Genomic DNA, 15,724 nt, shown 5'->3' with positions numbered 1-15,724 from the left:
GAAGGATTAGCAGAGACCAGATACACGACTGATACACAGCATTTTGCACACCGACCACCATAAAAGTAATAAATATAAACTAACAGAGCGATACGAAAAGCAAAATTCTATCGTATATTTGCTGCATGATAACAGGAAAAGTAAAGCAATACATTGAGAAGGAACAGCTTTTCGCCCCACACGAGAAGTTGCTTGTAGCCTTGAGTGGCGGTGCCGACTCCGTGGCGCTGCTAAGAGTGCTGCTGCAACTGGGCTATTCGTGCGAGGCCGCACACTGCAACTTCCACTTGCGCGGAGCCGAATCGGACCGCGACGAGAACTTTGTACGCCAGTTGTGCCTCCGGCTGCAAGTGCCGCTGCACGTCACCCACTTCGACACCACGCAGGTTGCCGCCCAGCGGCATATCTCCATCGAAATGGCTGCCCGCGAACTGCGCTACGAATGGTTCGAACAGACACGCCTTGCCTGCGGAGCCGACCTCATCGCCGTGGCCCATCATGGCGACGACAGCGTAGAAACCTTTCTGCTGAACCTGATACGTGGCACCGGCATCAACGGACTGCGAGGCATACGCGCCCGGAACGGCCGCATCGTACGTCCTCTGCTCTGCCTGTCGCGGACGGACATCACCGACTACCTGCACGGCATCGGCCAGGACTACGCCACCGACAGCACCAACCTGCACGACGAATATACGCGCAACAAAATACGCCTGAACATCCTGCCACTGCTACAGCAAATCAATCCCTCGGTGAAAGAAAGTATCCTGCAAACCGCCCGCCACCTGGACGACACCTATTATATATATAAGAAAGGTATAGACGAAGGACGGCAGCGCGTATACGACGGCAGCCAAATCAGCATCCCTCTGCTGCTACAGGAACCTTCGCCCGCCACACTGCTGTTCGAGCTGCTGGCTCCGCTGGGCTTTAACCACGCACAAATCGACGACATCTTTGCTTCGCTCACAGGACAGTCGGGAAAAGTATTCATCGCTCCCGAATGGAAAGTCGTGAAGGACCGCGAATACCTGCTCATCGAGAACCGGCAACACACGGCCCGTCCACCCCAGTTGCAAACCGAAGAACAGGATTACTACCCCGGTTTCCCCATCCCCCGCGACAAGAATACCGCTTGCTTCGATGCCGGGAAGATACAACATCCGCTTGACCTGCGCCTTTGGAGGCAGGGAGACACGTTTGTCCCCTTCGGCATGAAAGGGAAAAAGAAGGTAAGCGATTATCTGACCGACCGCAAGTTCTCCCTCGTGCAGAAAGAACAGCAGTGGGTGCTGTGCTGTGGCAACGACATCATCTGGCTGGTAGGCGAACGGACAGACAACCGCTACCGGGTAGACGAACATACCCGGAAAATACTGATCGTAAAACTGCTTACAAGATAATCCGGTTTTCCTTTTCGCGCTGGAAACAGGTGGAAAGCATCTCGGCAAACGGCGTATCGTAACTGCGGGCCTTTTGCGGACATCCTTTCACGCAGGCACAACAGCGGATGCACTTATCGGCCAGCGTATGACACTCGTCACCCTTCACTATGGCACCGGCGGGGCAATGCTTCGCGCAGTAGCCACAGTGGTTGCAACGCTCCGCATCCACCTCGGGCGTACGCGGCATGGGCATCCCGCTCTTGCGCAGCTTCACAACCTTACGCACAAAGCGCAACAGGGGGAAGAACGGCTGGCGCGGCCGCAAAATCTTCGTCACGTCCACCGGATACAAATGTTCCATATCGGCTGCCGAAGCAATCTTTGTCTGCAACTTCATGCCGAACTGTTCGGCATACTCTACATCAGCCGCGTCCGGACGCCCCGCCGCAATGGGGTATTGCTCATTGCTGTACGAATGTTCACCAATAAACGTGCCGCCCGCAATCACCTTGAATCCGCGCGCCGACACAAAAGCGTCAAGTTCTTGCAAAGCCTTTTCGTATGCACGGTTTCCGTACACAACCACAACCACTGCCGGAGCCCCTTCGTCCGAACGTATGTCCTTCATACGCTCCAGTGCCAGCGGAGCCACATGGCCTCCGTACACCGGCACCGCAAACACGGCAAGCGCCTGACGCGGAACCGTCAACGATTTCTCCGTCTCCAGCGTCACGTCTGCCACAGTCACACGCTCGATACCCGTTCCTCTGACAATCGCTTCGGCCACCCGTCTGGATGTGCCTGTAGGCGAAAAAGTTATCTGATAAACGTCCTTTATATCCATTTGCAAAATAATTTATAGGTTGAAAAACAGTAAGGCAAAGGTAAAGTTTTAAAATTAAAAAAACACAATCCGCTTACAAAACCAAAAATAATTATTATCTTTGTGCCGTTGAAAGATGCGGAAATATCCTGTTGCGGCAGGAAATGCCTGTCTGATTTCCGATTCAATATAACATATCCCAATTAAATCATAAAAATATAAGGTACATTGCCGACGTTGCCCCAACAAACAGAGCAGCTTGGCGACTGTAATCTTTCAAAACTAGAATTTTAACCAATCACACATATACTATATGTATAACATTATTCAATTAAACGACAAAAGTCTGTCGGAACTACAAGCTATTGCCAAAGAATTAGGTATTAAAAAAACAGATTCGCTCAAGAAAGAAGATCTGGTTTACAAAATACTTGATGAGCAAGCCATTGCCGGTGCTACCAAAAAAGTAGCAGCAGACAAGCTGAAAGAAGAGCGTAAAGTAGAAAAACAAAAACGCCCACGCTCCAACAAGAAGGAAAATAGCGAGAAAGCGCCCGCAACCAATAAAAACGAAGAAACAGCCAATAAAGAAAACACTAAAAAGGCCAACAAAGCTGAAAAAGCCCCAAGCGAAGTAAGCATCCAAGTTGCCACCACCACAACAGCCCCGAAAGCTGACGAAGAAACAACCGAACCGGCAGCAAGCACTGAAAACGCAGAAACATCCACCGCTGCCAAACGACGCGGACGGCCACGCAAAGCCAAATCGGAAACCACTGCCGACAAAGAGACAACAGTCGCACCGGCTGACGAACTGGAAATGAAGCCTGAAACGCAGCAACCTGAAGCAGAAAGCATCAAAGAAAAAAATGCCGTACAGGACGAAAGCCCCATCATAGCCGAAGCCAACGACGACTTTATCCCCATAGAAGACCTTCCTACAGATAAATTCGAGCTCCCGTCCGAGTTGATCGGAAAGTTCGAGGCTACCAAAGCCGAACCTCCTGTACCTGCTGCCGAACCGGTGCAGACGCCTCAGCCTCAGCAACAGCGTCCCCGCATCCGTCAGCGCGACAACAACCGTAACAACAATAATAACAACAACAATAATAACAACAATCAGCGTCAGGCACAACAACGTCCTGCACAACAGCAAAATACAAACGAAAACGCTGCTGCACAGGAACGCAAACAGCCCGAACGCGAGAAAGCATACGAATTCGACGACATCCTGACCGGTACCGGCGTACTGGAAATTATGCAAGACGGATACGGATTCCTGCGCTCGTCCGATTACAACTACCTGTCATCGCCCGACGACATCTACGTATCACAATCCCAAATCAAACTCTTCGGTCTGAAGACTGGTGATGTGGTCGACGGTGTTATCCGTCCTCCCAAGGAAGGTGAAAAATATTTCCCGCTGGTTAAGGTCTCTAAGATCAACGGACGCGACCCGGCATTCATACGCGACCGCGTGCCGTTCGAACACCTTACCCCACTCTTCCCCGATGAAAAGTTCAAGTTGTGCAAAGGCGGTTACTCCGACTCTTTATCAGCCCGTGTAGTCGACCTCTTTGCTCCCATCGGAAAGGGACAGCGTGCTCTTATCGTAGCACAGCCCAAGACGGGTAAGACCATCCTGATGAAAGACATTGCCAACGCCATCGCCGCCAACCATCCGGAAGTATACATGATCATGCTGCTCATCGACGAGCGCCCGGAAGAAGTAACCGACATGGCACGTACGGTCAATGCCGAGGTCATCGCTTCTACCTTCGACGAACCGGCCGAACGCCACGTCAAGATTGCCGGCATCGTATTGGAGAAAGCCAAACGACTGGTAGAATGCGGACACGATGTTGTCATCTTCCTCGATTCTATCACCCGACTGGCCCGCGCCTACAACACCGTATCACCGGCTTCTGGTAAAGTGCTTTCGGGAGGTGTCGACGCCAATGCATTGCACAAGCCTAAACGCTTCTTCGGTGCCGCACGTAACATCGAAGGCGGTGGTTCGCTTACTATCCTGGCCACAGCACTTATCGACACGGGATCGAAGATGGACGAGGTAATCTTTGAAGAATTCAAAGGTACAGGTAACATGGAGTTGCAACTCGATCGCAACCTGTCCAACAAGCGTATCTTCCCGGCTGTCAACATCGTTGCATCGAGCACTCGTCGCGACGACCTGCTTCAGGACAAGCAGACACTCGACCGCATGTGGATTCTACGCAAGTACTTGGCCGACATGACTCCGATAGAAGCCATGGACTTCGTAAAAGACCGTCTGGAGAAAACCAAAGACAACGACGAGTTCCTGATGAGTATGAACAGCTGATACAAAGACAGCCTATCGTCGAAATATTAACGAATACGTATAATCTGAAATTACACTGATATTATGTTCGATAATCTAAGTGAAAGACTCGAAAGATCATTCAAGATTCTGAAAGGTGAAGGCAAAATCACCGAAATCAACGTAGCCGAAACGCTGAAAGACGTCCGTAAAGCCTTGCTCGATGCCGACGTCAACTACAAAGTAGCCAAAAGTTTCACAGATACAGTCAAAGAGAAAGCACTGGGACAAAACGTACTGACAGCCGTAAAGCCCAGCCAGTTGATGGTAAAGATCGTGCATGACGAGCTGACCCGTCTGATGGGTGGCGAGACGTCTGAAATCAACCTCGACGGAAAGCCCGCTGTCATCCTGATGTCCGGTCTGCAAGGTTCCGGTAAGACTACCTTCTCCGGCAAACTGGCACGCATGCTGAAAAGCAAGAAAAACCGCAAGCCGCTGTTGGTAGCCTGTGACGTATACCGTCCGGCAGCTATCGAGCAGTTGCGCGTACTGGCCGAGCAGATTGGTGTACCTATGTACTCGGAACCCGACAGCAAGAATCCGGTAGCCATCGCACAAAACGCCATTCAGGAGGCTAAGGCTAAAGGTTACGACCTCGTCATTGTCGATACTGCCGGTCGTCTGGCTATCGACGAAGAGATGATGAACGAGATTGCAGCCATCAAGAAAGCCATTAACCCCAACGAAATCCTCTTCGTGGTTGATGCCATGACCGGTCAGGATGCTGTCAATACCGCCAAGGAATTCAACGAACGCCTCGACTTCAACGGTGTTGTTCTGACGAAACTCGATGGTGACACACGCGGTGGTGCCGCACTGTCTATCCGTTCGGTAGTCAACAAGCCTATCAAATTCATCGGTACGGGCGAGAAGCTCGAAGCTATCGACCAGTTCCACCCCGCCCGTATGGCCGACCGTATCCTCGGCATGGGTGATATCGTTTCACTGGTAGAACGTGCACAGGAACAGTACGATGAAGAAGAAGCCAAACGCCTGCAAAAGAAGATTCAGAAAAACCAGTTCGACTTCAACGATTTCATGAGTCAGATTCAGCAAATCAAGAAGATGGGTAATCTGAAGGACTTGGCTTCCATGATCCCGGGTGTAGGCAAAGCCATCAAAGACATCGACATCGACGATAACGCCTTCAAGAGCATCGAAGCCATCATCAACTCCATGACTCCGAAGGAACGTACCAACCCCGAAATCCTGAACGGTTCACGCCGCCAGCGCATTGCCAAAGGTAGCGGTACCAACATCCAGGAAGTAAATCGTCTGCTGAAGCAGTTCGACCAGACCCGTAAGATGATGAAGATGGTGACCGGCAGCAAGATGGGTAAAATGATGATGCCGAAACTGAAGAAATAAAATACAGGAATCATTCCATAGAAATTCGGAAGAGGGAGGAAATTCAATGATTTTCTCCCTCTTTTATTATGGCATCTGAAGATTTAGCGTTACCTTTGAGCGGAAAACTTAGCTGCATAGGCAAAATCAGACAATAATAAAATAAAAAACACTATGACATTAATCGACGGAAAAGCAATTTCAGAACAGGTAAAACAAGAGATTGCCGCCGAAGTGGCGGAAATTGTGGCTCGCGGAGGCAAGCGTCCTCATTTGGCAGCCATCCTTGTCGGACACGACGGAGGTAGCGAAACCTACGTTGCCAACAAAGTAAAAGCATGCGAAGTATGTGGATTCAAATCGACGTTGATCCGCTACGAAGCCGATGTGACCGAAGAAGAGTTACTGGCCAAGGTACGCGAACTGAACGAAGATGACGATGTAGACGGATTCATCGTACAGCTCCCTTTGCCCAAACACATCTCCGAGCAAAAAGTAATCGAAACCATCGACTACCGTAAGGATGTAGACGGCTTCCACCCCATCAATGTGGGACGTATGTCCATCGGATTACCTTGCTACGTATCGGCTACCCCCAACGGCATTCTCGAACTGCTGAAAAGATACAATATCGAAACCTCCGGTAAGAAATGTGTTATCCTGGGCCGCAGCAACATTGTAGGAAAACCGATGGCTTCGCTTATGATGCAAAAGGCATATCCGGGCGATGCAACAGTTACCGTTTGTCATAGCCGCAGCAAGGATCTGGTGAAAGAATGCCAGGAAGCAGACATCATTATTGCTGCCATGGGACAACCCAACTTCGTGAAAGCCGAAATGGTAAAGGAAGGAGCTGTCATCATCGATGTAGGTACAACACGCGTACCCGATGCCAGCAGAAAATCCGGCTTCAAACTGACAGGCGATGTCAAGTTCGATGAAGTAGCTCCCAAATGTTCATTCATCACTCCCGTTCCCGGTGGTGTGGGCCCGATGACAATCGTCTCACTGATGAAGAATACACTGCTGGCCGGTAAAAAAGCCATTTACCAATAAAAACAAGGTTATGAAAACCTTGCTTGCAGTAGTTGCAATATTATGCAGCGTAATTCTTTCCGCACAGGAAAGGATTACGCTGTTGTTTGTTGGTGACCTGATGCAACATCAGGCACAGATCGATGCCGCCCGTACTCCGCAAGGCACGTATGACTATTCCCCCTGCTTCTCACTGGTCAAAGAACAGATAGCCCAAGCCGACATAGCCATCGGTAACCTGGAAGTCACGTTAGGCGGACGGCCCTATAAAGGCTATCCGGCATTCAGTGCCCCCGATGAATATTTAAAAGCCATCAAAGACGCAGGATTCGACATATTGCTGACAGCAAACAATCATTGTCTGGACCGTGGAAAGAAAGGACTGGAACGTACATTGCTCATGCTCGACTCTCTGGACATCCCGCATGCCGGAACTTACCGCGACAGTGCAGATCGCAGGTCAAGCTATCCCCTGATTATCGAGAAAAAAGGATTCCGCATCGCCCTGCTTAATTATACCTACGGAACAAACGGTATTCCGACCACGACACCCAACATCGTCAACCGCATCGACAAAACCGTCATGCAGAACGATATCCGGCGGGCAAAAACATATCGTCCGGACGCCATCATCGCCTGCATGCACTGGGGCGAGGAATATCAACGTCTTCCCAACGACGAGCAACGCTCCCTCGCCGACTGGTTGCTACAGCAAGGAGTAACCCACATCATTGGCTCGCATCCACACGTCGTACAGCCTATGGAACTACGTACTAACGGAACGCAGCAACACGTCATCGCATATTCACTGGGAAATTTTATCTCAAATATGAGTGCCCCCAACACCGACGGAGGACTCATTTTCACATTAGAACTGGAAAAATACCCTTTGCGCTGCCACCCGATACCTCCGTCTTCATTTGAACTCTCTTCCAGGAAGCCGCACCCATCGCAGCTAACTCCCTACCCCTACTGTAAAGTGAAGAAATGTAGCTATAATCTGGTATGGACCATTCCGCCCAGATACAGCCACACAAAAAACTTTGTTCTACATCCTGTAGGGCTTCCGGCAGACTTATTGCCAGAAGAAGCGCGTAAACGACTGAAAATCTTTGTAGATAACACCCGCAGCTTGCTTCAGAAACACAACATCGGAATCGGTGAAAACAAAAAATAATAGTAAAATACTAATTTTTTTCATCCATTTCTTTGCAGATTCAAAGATAATCCATATCTTTGCACCGCATTTAAGAAATGCACTAACATGGTGGCTGTAGTTCAGTTGGTTAGAGCGTCAGATTGTGGTTCTGAATGTCGTGGGTTCGAGTCCCATCTGCCACCCCGCTAAAGAGGAAATTCAGCAATGATTTTCCTCTTTTTTTATGTTATAGTCACCCACTGTCGGTCCGACACCGACTAATGCTGCAATGGATATGAAAATACTCTGGATAGACTTGAACAGCTCGTATGCCCATTCTTCGTTGGCACTCCCGGCGCTCCACGCACAAATCGCCTCCAATCAGAACATCGAATGGATAAAAGTATCGGCTACCATCAACGAGAATATCGGCATGATTGTCGACAACATCTATCGCTACCATCCAGATATTTTAGCCGCAACTGCGTGGCTTTTCAATCATGAGCAACTTTTGCACATCTGCACCCGCCTGAAAGCACTTCTCCCGCAAAGCTGCCTGATATTGGGTGGTCCGGAATTTCTGGGCGATAACGAAGCTTACCTCCGTAATCATCCATTTGTCAATTGCGTTTTTAGGGGAGAAGGTGAAGAAGCCTTTCCACAATGGCTATCATGCTGGAACCAGCCAGAACAGTGGACACACATTCCCGGCCTTTGCTACATTGATCCGCAACAACAATACAAAGACAACGGAATAGCCCGTGTACAAAACTTCCAGGCACTTGTGCCTCCTGAAGAAAGTTATTTCTTCAACTGGGACAAACCGTTTGTGCAGCTCGAAACGACCCGCGGATGTTTTAATACCTGTGCCTTTTGCGTCAGCGGTGGAGAAAAGCCTGTGCGCACGCTCCCTATCGAACAAATCAGAGAGCGCTTGCGACTCATTCATCAACATGGCATCCGTAATGTCCGTGTTCTCGACCGCACCTTCAACTACAATACACGCCGGGCCAAAGAACTGCTACAACTCTTCCTGGAATTCTCACCCGACATTCGTTTTCATCTCGAAATACACCCTGCCCTGCTTTCCGAGGAACTGAAAGAAGAACTTAAGCAGCTTCCCCAAGGGCTGCTGCATCTTGAAGCCGGCATTCAAAGCCTGCATGCCCCCGTCCTGGAACGCAGCAAAAGAATGGGTAAACTGGAAGATGCCCTTGAAGGATTGAAATTTCTATGTTCATTACCCAACATGGAAACCCATGCCGACCTCATTGCCGGCCTGCCGCTGTATCATCTGACTGAAATATTCGAAGATATCCGTACGCTGGCAGAATATCAGGCCGGAGAAATTCAGCTGGAGTCACTAAAGTTGCTGCCAGGAACAGAGATGAGAAGACGCGCTTCCGAACTGGGGATATGCTACTCTCCATATCCTCCCTACGAAGTGCTACAAACCAATGAAATAAGCTGCAACGAATTGCAAACAGCACGCCGCCTCTCCCGGTTGCTGGACGGTTTCTACAATGTGCCTGCCTGGCAAGCACTAACCAGAACCTTTATCCTGACTGACCGGTATTTTCTGAACAACTTCCTGACGTACCTCACAGAGAAGAATTTCATCGACCAGCCTATGAGTTTAGAAAAAAGAGGCCTGATACTCTACGAATATTGCAAGCTCAACTACCCGCAATATCTGACGGATGCCAGCATTGCATGGATTGAAGCCGGCATGTCGCTGAAAAAACTTCCTGCGGAAAGAGTTCGTACCAAAAGACAAATACCCCCCACGGACTGGAAAGTAATCTATGGACAATACAAGCCCACCCTACGCCTCTGCTTCCTTCCTGTCGACGAGACACTGGAACACGGACACTGGTTCGGCTTTGAGTCGGAAATACAAATGAGCAAACCGGTCTTCAGGGCATATAGCTAAAAGGTCAGAAGTGTTCGGCAAACTGCATGAACACTTGTGCCAGCCCTCCTTCTTGTCCCTGCAGCCCCACAAAGTTGAGTGCACGCATCATTGGCATATCTTTAATCTCTATCACACGAAATATGCCGGCTGCCAGCTCTTTGCTTATGGAACGGACAGAAACAATTCCCATACAATCGGAATTTTCAAGAAAAAGCTTAATGCTTTCCGTACTGCCCAAATACATCAGCACTTGCAAGGATGAAAGCTTGATATCATGTTGCAGCAAAGCCCTTTCTATGACGTCCAGTGTTCCCGATCCCCGTTCACGAAGCACCAACGGAATGTTTATCAAATCCTTGGGAGTTATTTCATCGGGCAACGACAAACGGCTACGGGTATGAACTACTGCCACAAGTTCGTCTTCCAGAAAAGAGGTATATTTCAGGTTAGGCAAACGAAACACGCCTTCCACTAATCCCAAATCGATACGATGCTCCTGCAATGCCGTTTCCACCTCACGCGAATTACCACTCAGAAGCGAAAGACTGATGTGAGGAAACTTGGCAATAAAACTGGCCAGTAACGGTGGAAGTACATACTGTGCAATGGTACTGCTGGCACCCAGACGAAGCTCTCCCCGATACTCATTATGCAATAAATGCATTTCATATTCCAGGCGTTTGTATTCATCCAGAATCCGTTCGCAATGCTTCAACAGCAACCGTCCCGACTGAGTCAGCGAAATCTTACTGCCCTGACGGTCGAACAGACGTGTCTGATAAGCCGTCTCAAGCTCCTGAATATGCTTGGTAATGGCAGGCTGACTGATAAACAGTTCCTGAGAAGCCTTGGTAAAGCTAAGATTATTAGCTACCGACTGGAAGACCTTTAACCGGAAATCACTCATTTCACAGTTCCTCCGGTTTGATTCCCAACGCTCCTGCCAAAGAGAAAGAAACAAAATCCCACTTATAATTCACAGGACTGACAGGTTGCTCCATAGTGAAAAGTATCGGTTTAGAGCAAGCCTCTTCATCTTTCTCATTAAAATATTTATGAAGCAGTTCATCCACCCGGCCACCATAAGCACGCAAATAAGGCACTAAGACCAGGCGTTTCACCTCGGCTGAATCAAGCGCCAACGACATCAGGTCAACAAACAAGCTTCCACAGTCCGTAATACCTTCCGGATTGACACACGAAAACGATAGTTCGCCCAAAGGAATCCGGCAAGCCATTCCCTCCAAAGCAGACAAGCCAGAAGGTTCACAACATTTCAGATTCTTATTCGGTTCATCATACACCAGAATCACCTGAATATCATTCCCCTCTGTACGAATCCCGGCATCCAGTGCAAGCAGGTTCAGCCAACCGGGCAAATCGAGAAGTGGCAATGTCCTATCCAATTCTCCCTCCATCCAAGTTCTAATTCCTGCCACTACCTCGTTCAAGAAGGCTGCATCCAGCAGAATCACATTCTCTGCAAATTTCACCTTATTATTGTTTTCCATCATTTCGTATGTTTACATCAATACCTAAAATATGCTACAAATATAAATAATATACTTGACTCATACAGCATTCTTCCTGCCGAATATCCGATGCCAGCTCGCCATTTGCACGCTCAGCTTCAATACCTCGCCCATCAACAGAATTGCTCTATATCAAGCAAAACACGACGACAATGCAGCAAATATGCCAAGTTGACATTGAGTTTAATAATAAATAATGACATTTTGTCCGAAACAAGACATTGGCAAAACTTTTGCCTCATATGGGGTGTAAAACAACTGATGAAAAAAAAGAAAGGAGATTAAAATATGAACTTTAACAACTTTACCATCAAAGCGCAAGAAGCCGTGCAAGAGGCCGTAAACCTGGTACAACGCCGGGGGCAACAGGCCATCGAACCGGTACACCTGCTGCAGGGAGTGATGAAGGTAGGCGAAAACGTTACCAACTTCATCTTCCAGAAGTTGGGCATGAACGCACAACAGCTGGCAATCGTGCTCGACAAACAGATAGAGTCATTGCCTAAAGTATCGGGTGGCGAACCTTATCTGAGCCGTGAAGCCAACGAAGTATTGCAAAAGGCTATGGACTACTCCAAGGAAATGAATGACGAATTTGTTTCGCTTGAACCCATCCTGTTGGCTTTGCTTACAGTGAAGAGTACAGCCTCCAGCATCCTGAAGGATGCCGGTATGACTGAAAAAGAACTGCGTACCGCCATCAACGAATTGCGACAAGGTTCAAAGGTCACTTCACAATCGAGCGAAGACACTTATCAATCGCTGGAGAAATACGCCATCAACCTGAATGAGGCTGCACGAAGCGGAAAGCTCGACCCTGTCATCGGGCGTGACGAAGAAATTCGTCGTGTACTTCAGATTCTGAGCCGACGTACCAAAAACAACCCTATCCTGATAGGTGAACCGGGTACCGGTAAGACTGCTATCGTGGAAGGACTTGCCCACCGTATCCTGCGTGGCGATGTGCCCGAAAACCTGAAGAACAAGCAGGTATATTCGCTGGATATGGGTGCCTTGGTAGCCGGTGCCAAATACAAAGGTGAGTTTGAGGAACGTTTAAAAGCCGTTATCAACGAAGTGAAAAAGTCGGAAGGTAACATCATCCTTTTCATCGACGAAATCCACACACTGGTAGGTGCTGGCAAAGGCGAAGGGGCTATGGATGCTGCCAACATACTGAAGCCTGCACTGGCCCGTGGCGAATTGCGAAGCATCGGTGCTACAACCCTCGACGAATATCAGAAATATTTCGAGAAGGACAAGGCACTGGAACGTCGATTCCAAACCGTCATGGTCAACGAACCGGATACGCTGAGCACCATCTCTATTCTGCGTGGACTGAAAGAACGTTACGAAAACCATCACCACGTACGTATCAAAGACGATGCTATCATTGCCGCAGTCGAGTTGAGTAACCGATACATTACCGACCGTTTCCTGCCCGATAAGGCCATCGACCTGATGGATGAAGCAGCAGCCAAATTGCGTATGGAAGTAGACTCCGTACCTGAAGAGCTGGACGAAATTTCGCGTAAAATAAAGCAATTGGAAATCGAGCGCGAAGCCATCAAGCGCGAGGACGACAAAGCCAAACTGGAACAAATCGGTAAGGAACTGGCCGAACTCAAAGAACAGGAAAGCTCGTACAAAGCCAAATGGCAAAGCGAAAAGACGCTGGTAAACAAGATTCAGCAAAACAAAGTCGAAATCGAAAACCTGAAATTCGAAGCCGAAAAAGCTGAACGCGAGGGCGATTACGGCAAAGTAGCCGAAATCCGTTACGGCAAGCTTCAGGCATTGAACAAGGAAATAGAAGAGACCCAGCAGAAACTGCATGCCATGCAAGGCGATAAGGCCATGATCAAAGAAGAGGTAGATGCCGAAGACATAGCCGACGTTGTATCGCGCTGGACAGGAATACCTGTCAGCAAGATGCTGCAAAGCGAAAAGGAAAAACTCCTCCATCTGGAAGAAGAACTCCACAAGCGTGTCATCGGTCAGGATGAAGCCATCGAAGCCGTTGCCGACGCTGTTCGCCGTAGTCGTGCCGGGTTGCAAGATCCCAAACGGCCTATTGGTTCGTTCCTCTTCCTGGGTACGACTGGTGTAGGTAAAACCGAATTGGCAAAGGCACTGGCAGAATTTCTGTTCGACGACGAAACGATGATGACCCGTATCGACATGAGCGAGTATCAGGAGAAACACAGCGTCTCCCGTCTGGTCGGAGCGCCTCCCGGATACGTCGGATACGATGAAGGTGGTCAGCTGACTGAAGCCGTAAGGCGTAAACCTTATTCGGTAGTATTGTTCGATGAAATCGAGAAAGCACATCCGGATGTATTCAACATCTTGCTGCAAGTACTCGACGACGGACGTCTGACCGATAACAAAGGACGTACGGTGAACTTCAAGAACACCATCATCATCATGACGTCCAACATGGGAAGTTCGTACATTCAAAGCCAGATGGAAAAGCTGAATGGTAGCAACAAGGAACAGATTGTAGAAGAAACCAAGCGCGAAGTGATGAACATGCTGAAGAAATCGATACGGCCGGAATTCCTTAACCGTATAGACGAAACCATCATGTTCCTGCCGCTGACCGAGCCTCAGATCAAGCAAATCGTAACACTGCAAATCAACAGTGTACGTAGAATGCTCGAAGGCAACGGAGTGGAATTACAGCTCACCGACACCGCCATCAACTTCCTGGCAAATGCCGGATATGATCCTGAATTTGGTGCCCGTCCTGTAAAACGTGCTATCCAGCACTACCTGCTCAACGACTTGTCTAAGAAGTTGCTGGCACAAGAAGTAGACCGCAGCCGTCCTATCATAGTAGACGTAAACGCTACAGACGATGGTCTTCTGTTCCGGAACTGAAGCATACAAAAAAAAGACTTAGCTGAACATGCAGTCGGCTAAGTTCTCACATAAAAAGCAGATCTTCACAACTTATTTGTGCAGACCTGCTTTTTTTATGCTGATACGGAAGCTCATTTTTTGTCCAGTTAGGAAAAAATTTTTTCCCAGTTAGAGAGAAATATTTTCCTAACTGGGAAAAATATGGCACATAAGTATTATCTTTACCTCGTGTAACGAAAAGCCAAAAACTATGACGAAAGAAGAATTAATGAGAAAAGCCATAGAGCTATCTGTTGAAAACGTAGAAAATGGTGGAGGTCCTTTTGGCGCAGTCATCGCCAAAGACGGACAGATTGTAGCTACCGGAGTTAATCGTGTGACTTCCAACTGCGACCCTACAGCCCACGCCGAGGTAAGCGCCATACGTGCCGCTTGCGAGAAACTCGGAACATTCGACCTGAGCGGATACGAAATCTATACCTCCTGCGAACCCTGCCCCATGTGCCTGGGTGCCATCTACTGGGCACATTTGGATAAAATGTATTACGGAAACAACAAGACAGATGCCAAGAATATCGGTTTCGACGACTCCTTCATCTACGATGAACTGGAATTACCTAAAGACCGACGCAAATTGCCATCTGAAATAGTATTGCCCGAAGAAGCCATCAAAGCCTTCGATATGTGGATGAAAAAAGAAGATAAGGTGGAATATTAAGGAAATAAACACTATTGATAACAAAAAAAAATGAGTGTATCAGAAACTCACGAACTGAACGTTCCACTTTCTGATACACTCATTTTTGTATCTAATCCCAAAGTAGTGTCTTTTTATTTTTCTTCAGCGGCTTCTTCCTGCTCTTCTGCAACCTCTTCGAAATCTGTCAAACCGGCTGCTACCAGCAGATTGTACCAGGAAATCAGCTTTTTAATATCGGAAGAATGTACACGGTCGCGGTCGAAGTTTGGCAATACTTCTGCCAGATAAGTACGAAGTTCCTCTGATGTAGCCTTCTTCAGATCCATAACTACAGCAGCACCATTCTCTTTCTTCTTCATAGAAACCAGTACATCTCTCAATGGAATATCTTCTGCATCCGTATACATGGCAATATCACCCAACGAAATAATCTTTTCGTTACCGTAAGCCGGGAAGCGTTTTTTATCCACAATCGATTCTACAATCAGCATATTCTTTCCTTGAGAAACAAGTTTATACAATCCTGGTTTTCCAGAGATAGACAAAATAGTCTTCAACATAACTCTATTCTTATTTTATTTAGTTAATAGTAATTTTAATCGGATGGCAAAGATAATGCAAG

Annotated in this window: 12 protein-coding genes and 1 tRNA gene; 9 read left to right on the top strand and 4 right to left on the bottom strand. The window is 48.2% G+C overall.

What is annotated here, in order from left to right; all coding sequences use genetic code 11:
- Positions 1-125 precede the first annotated feature (125 nt).
- Positions 126-1,403 carry a tRNA lysidine(34) synthetase TilS gene (gene tilS / locus Q3C19_RS06865; RefSeq protein ID WP_302728144.1) on the top strand — a complete coding sequence of 426 codons (1,278 nt, stop codon included), beginning with the start codon at positions 126-128 and terminating at the stop codon, positions 1,401-1,403.
- Here tilS and Q3C19_RS06860 read toward each other — a convergent pair.
- Positions 1,393-2,229: a 4Fe-4S binding protein gene (locus Q3C19_RS06860; protein WP_277122140.1), complete on the bottom strand. Its 837-nt coding sequence runs from the start codon at positions 2,227-2,229 to the stop codon at positions 1,393-1,395. The genes tilS and Q3C19_RS06860 overlap by 11 nt on opposite strands.
- Positions 2,230-2,521: 292 nt before the next feature.
- On the opposite strand from Q3C19_RS06860, the gene rho reads away from it, so the two are divergent.
- The 6 genes from rho to Q3C19_RS06830 all read left to right on the top strand — a co-directional run bounded on the left by rho (position 2,522) and on the right by Q3C19_RS06830 (position 10,023).
- Complete coding sequence (gene rho / locus Q3C19_RS06855) at positions 2,522-4,549, top strand: transcription termination factor Rho (RefSeq protein WP_071149130.1); 2,028 nt, start codon at positions 2,522-2,524, stop codon at positions 4,547-4,549.
- A gap of 63 nt (positions 4,550-4,612) precedes the next feature.
- Positions 4,613-5,938, top strand: a complete 1,326-nt coding sequence (gene ffh, locus Q3C19_RS06850) for a signal recognition particle protein (protein ID WP_022164264.1) — start codon at positions 4,613-4,615, stop codon at positions 5,936-5,938.
- Positions 5,939-6,091: 153 nt separating this feature from the next.
- Positions 6,092-6,973: a bifunctional methylenetetrahydrofolate dehydrogenase/methenyltetrahydrofolate cyclohydrolase FolD gene (folD, locus tag Q3C19_RS06845; protein WP_071149128.1), complete on the top strand. Its 882-nt coding sequence runs from the start codon at positions 6,092-6,094 to the stop codon at positions 6,971-6,973.
- A 10-nt stretch (positions 6,974-6,983) separates the two neighbouring features.
- Entirely contained in the window at positions 6,984-8,129 is a 1,146-nt protein-coding gene (locus tag Q3C19_RS06840) for a CapA family protein (protein WP_302728141.1), read from the top strand.
- Between the two features lie 90 nt (positions 8,130-8,219).
- Positions 8,220-8,293 (top strand) — tRNA-His (locus tag Q3C19_RS06835).
- Positions 8,294-8,385: 92 nt separating this feature from the next.
- Complete coding sequence (locus Q3C19_RS06830; RefSeq protein ID WP_302728139.1) at positions 8,386-10,023, top strand: B12-binding domain-containing radical SAM protein; 1,638 nt, start codon at positions 8,386-8,388, stop codon at positions 10,021-10,023.
- Between the two features lie 4 nt (positions 10,024-10,027).
- On the opposite strand, the gene Q3C19_RS06825 is transcribed toward Q3C19_RS06830, so the two are convergent.
- Both Q3C19_RS06825 and Q3C19_RS06820 read right to left on the bottom strand, forming a co-directional pair.
- A complete protein-coding gene (locus Q3C19_RS06825; protein WP_277122151.1) occupies positions 10,028-10,912 on the bottom strand; it encodes a LysR substrate-binding domain-containing protein in 885 nt (294 codons plus the stop codon).
- A gap of 1 nt (position 10,913) precedes the next feature.
- Positions 10,914-11,519 (bottom strand): DUF6621 family protein, encoded by a 606-nt coding sequence (locus Q3C19_RS06820; protein WP_277122152.1) that lies wholly within the window; start codon positions 11,517-11,519, stop codon positions 10,914-10,916.
- A gap of 306 nt (positions 11,520-11,825) precedes the next feature.
- Here Q3C19_RS06820 and clpB point away from each other — a divergent pair, with 306 nt between their 5' ends.
- Complete coding sequence (gene clpB / locus Q3C19_RS06815) at positions 11,826-14,420, top strand: ATP-dependent chaperone ClpB (protein ID WP_277122154.1); 2,595 nt, start codon at positions 11,826-11,828, stop codon at positions 14,418-14,420.
- Positions 14,421-14,652: 232 nt separating this feature from the next.
- Positions 14,653-15,120, top strand: coding sequence for a nucleoside deaminase (locus Q3C19_RS06810; protein WP_022164256.1), 468 nt, complete (start codon positions 14,653-14,655; stop codon positions 15,118-15,120).
- Between the two features lie 113 nt (positions 15,121-15,233).
- Here the strand turns inward: Q3C19_RS06810 and Q3C19_RS06805 are convergent, their stop codons facing one another.
- Positions 15,234-15,662, bottom strand: a complete 429-nt coding sequence (locus Q3C19_RS06805) for a DUF5606 domain-containing protein (RefSeq protein ID WP_022164255.1) — start codon at positions 15,660-15,662, stop codon at positions 15,234-15,236.
- Positions 15,663-15,724: the final 62 nt, after the last annotated feature.

Origin of the sequence: Bacteroides sp. ET489, from assembly GCF_030518095.1 — a bacterium.
Classification (GTDB): domain Bacteria; phylum Bacteroidota; class Bacteroidia; order Bacteroidales; family Bacteroidaceae; genus Bacteroides; species Bacteroides ndongoniae.
Note: the sequence above shows the minus strand (reverse complement) of the source record. Positions and strands in the feature narration are given on the sequence as shown.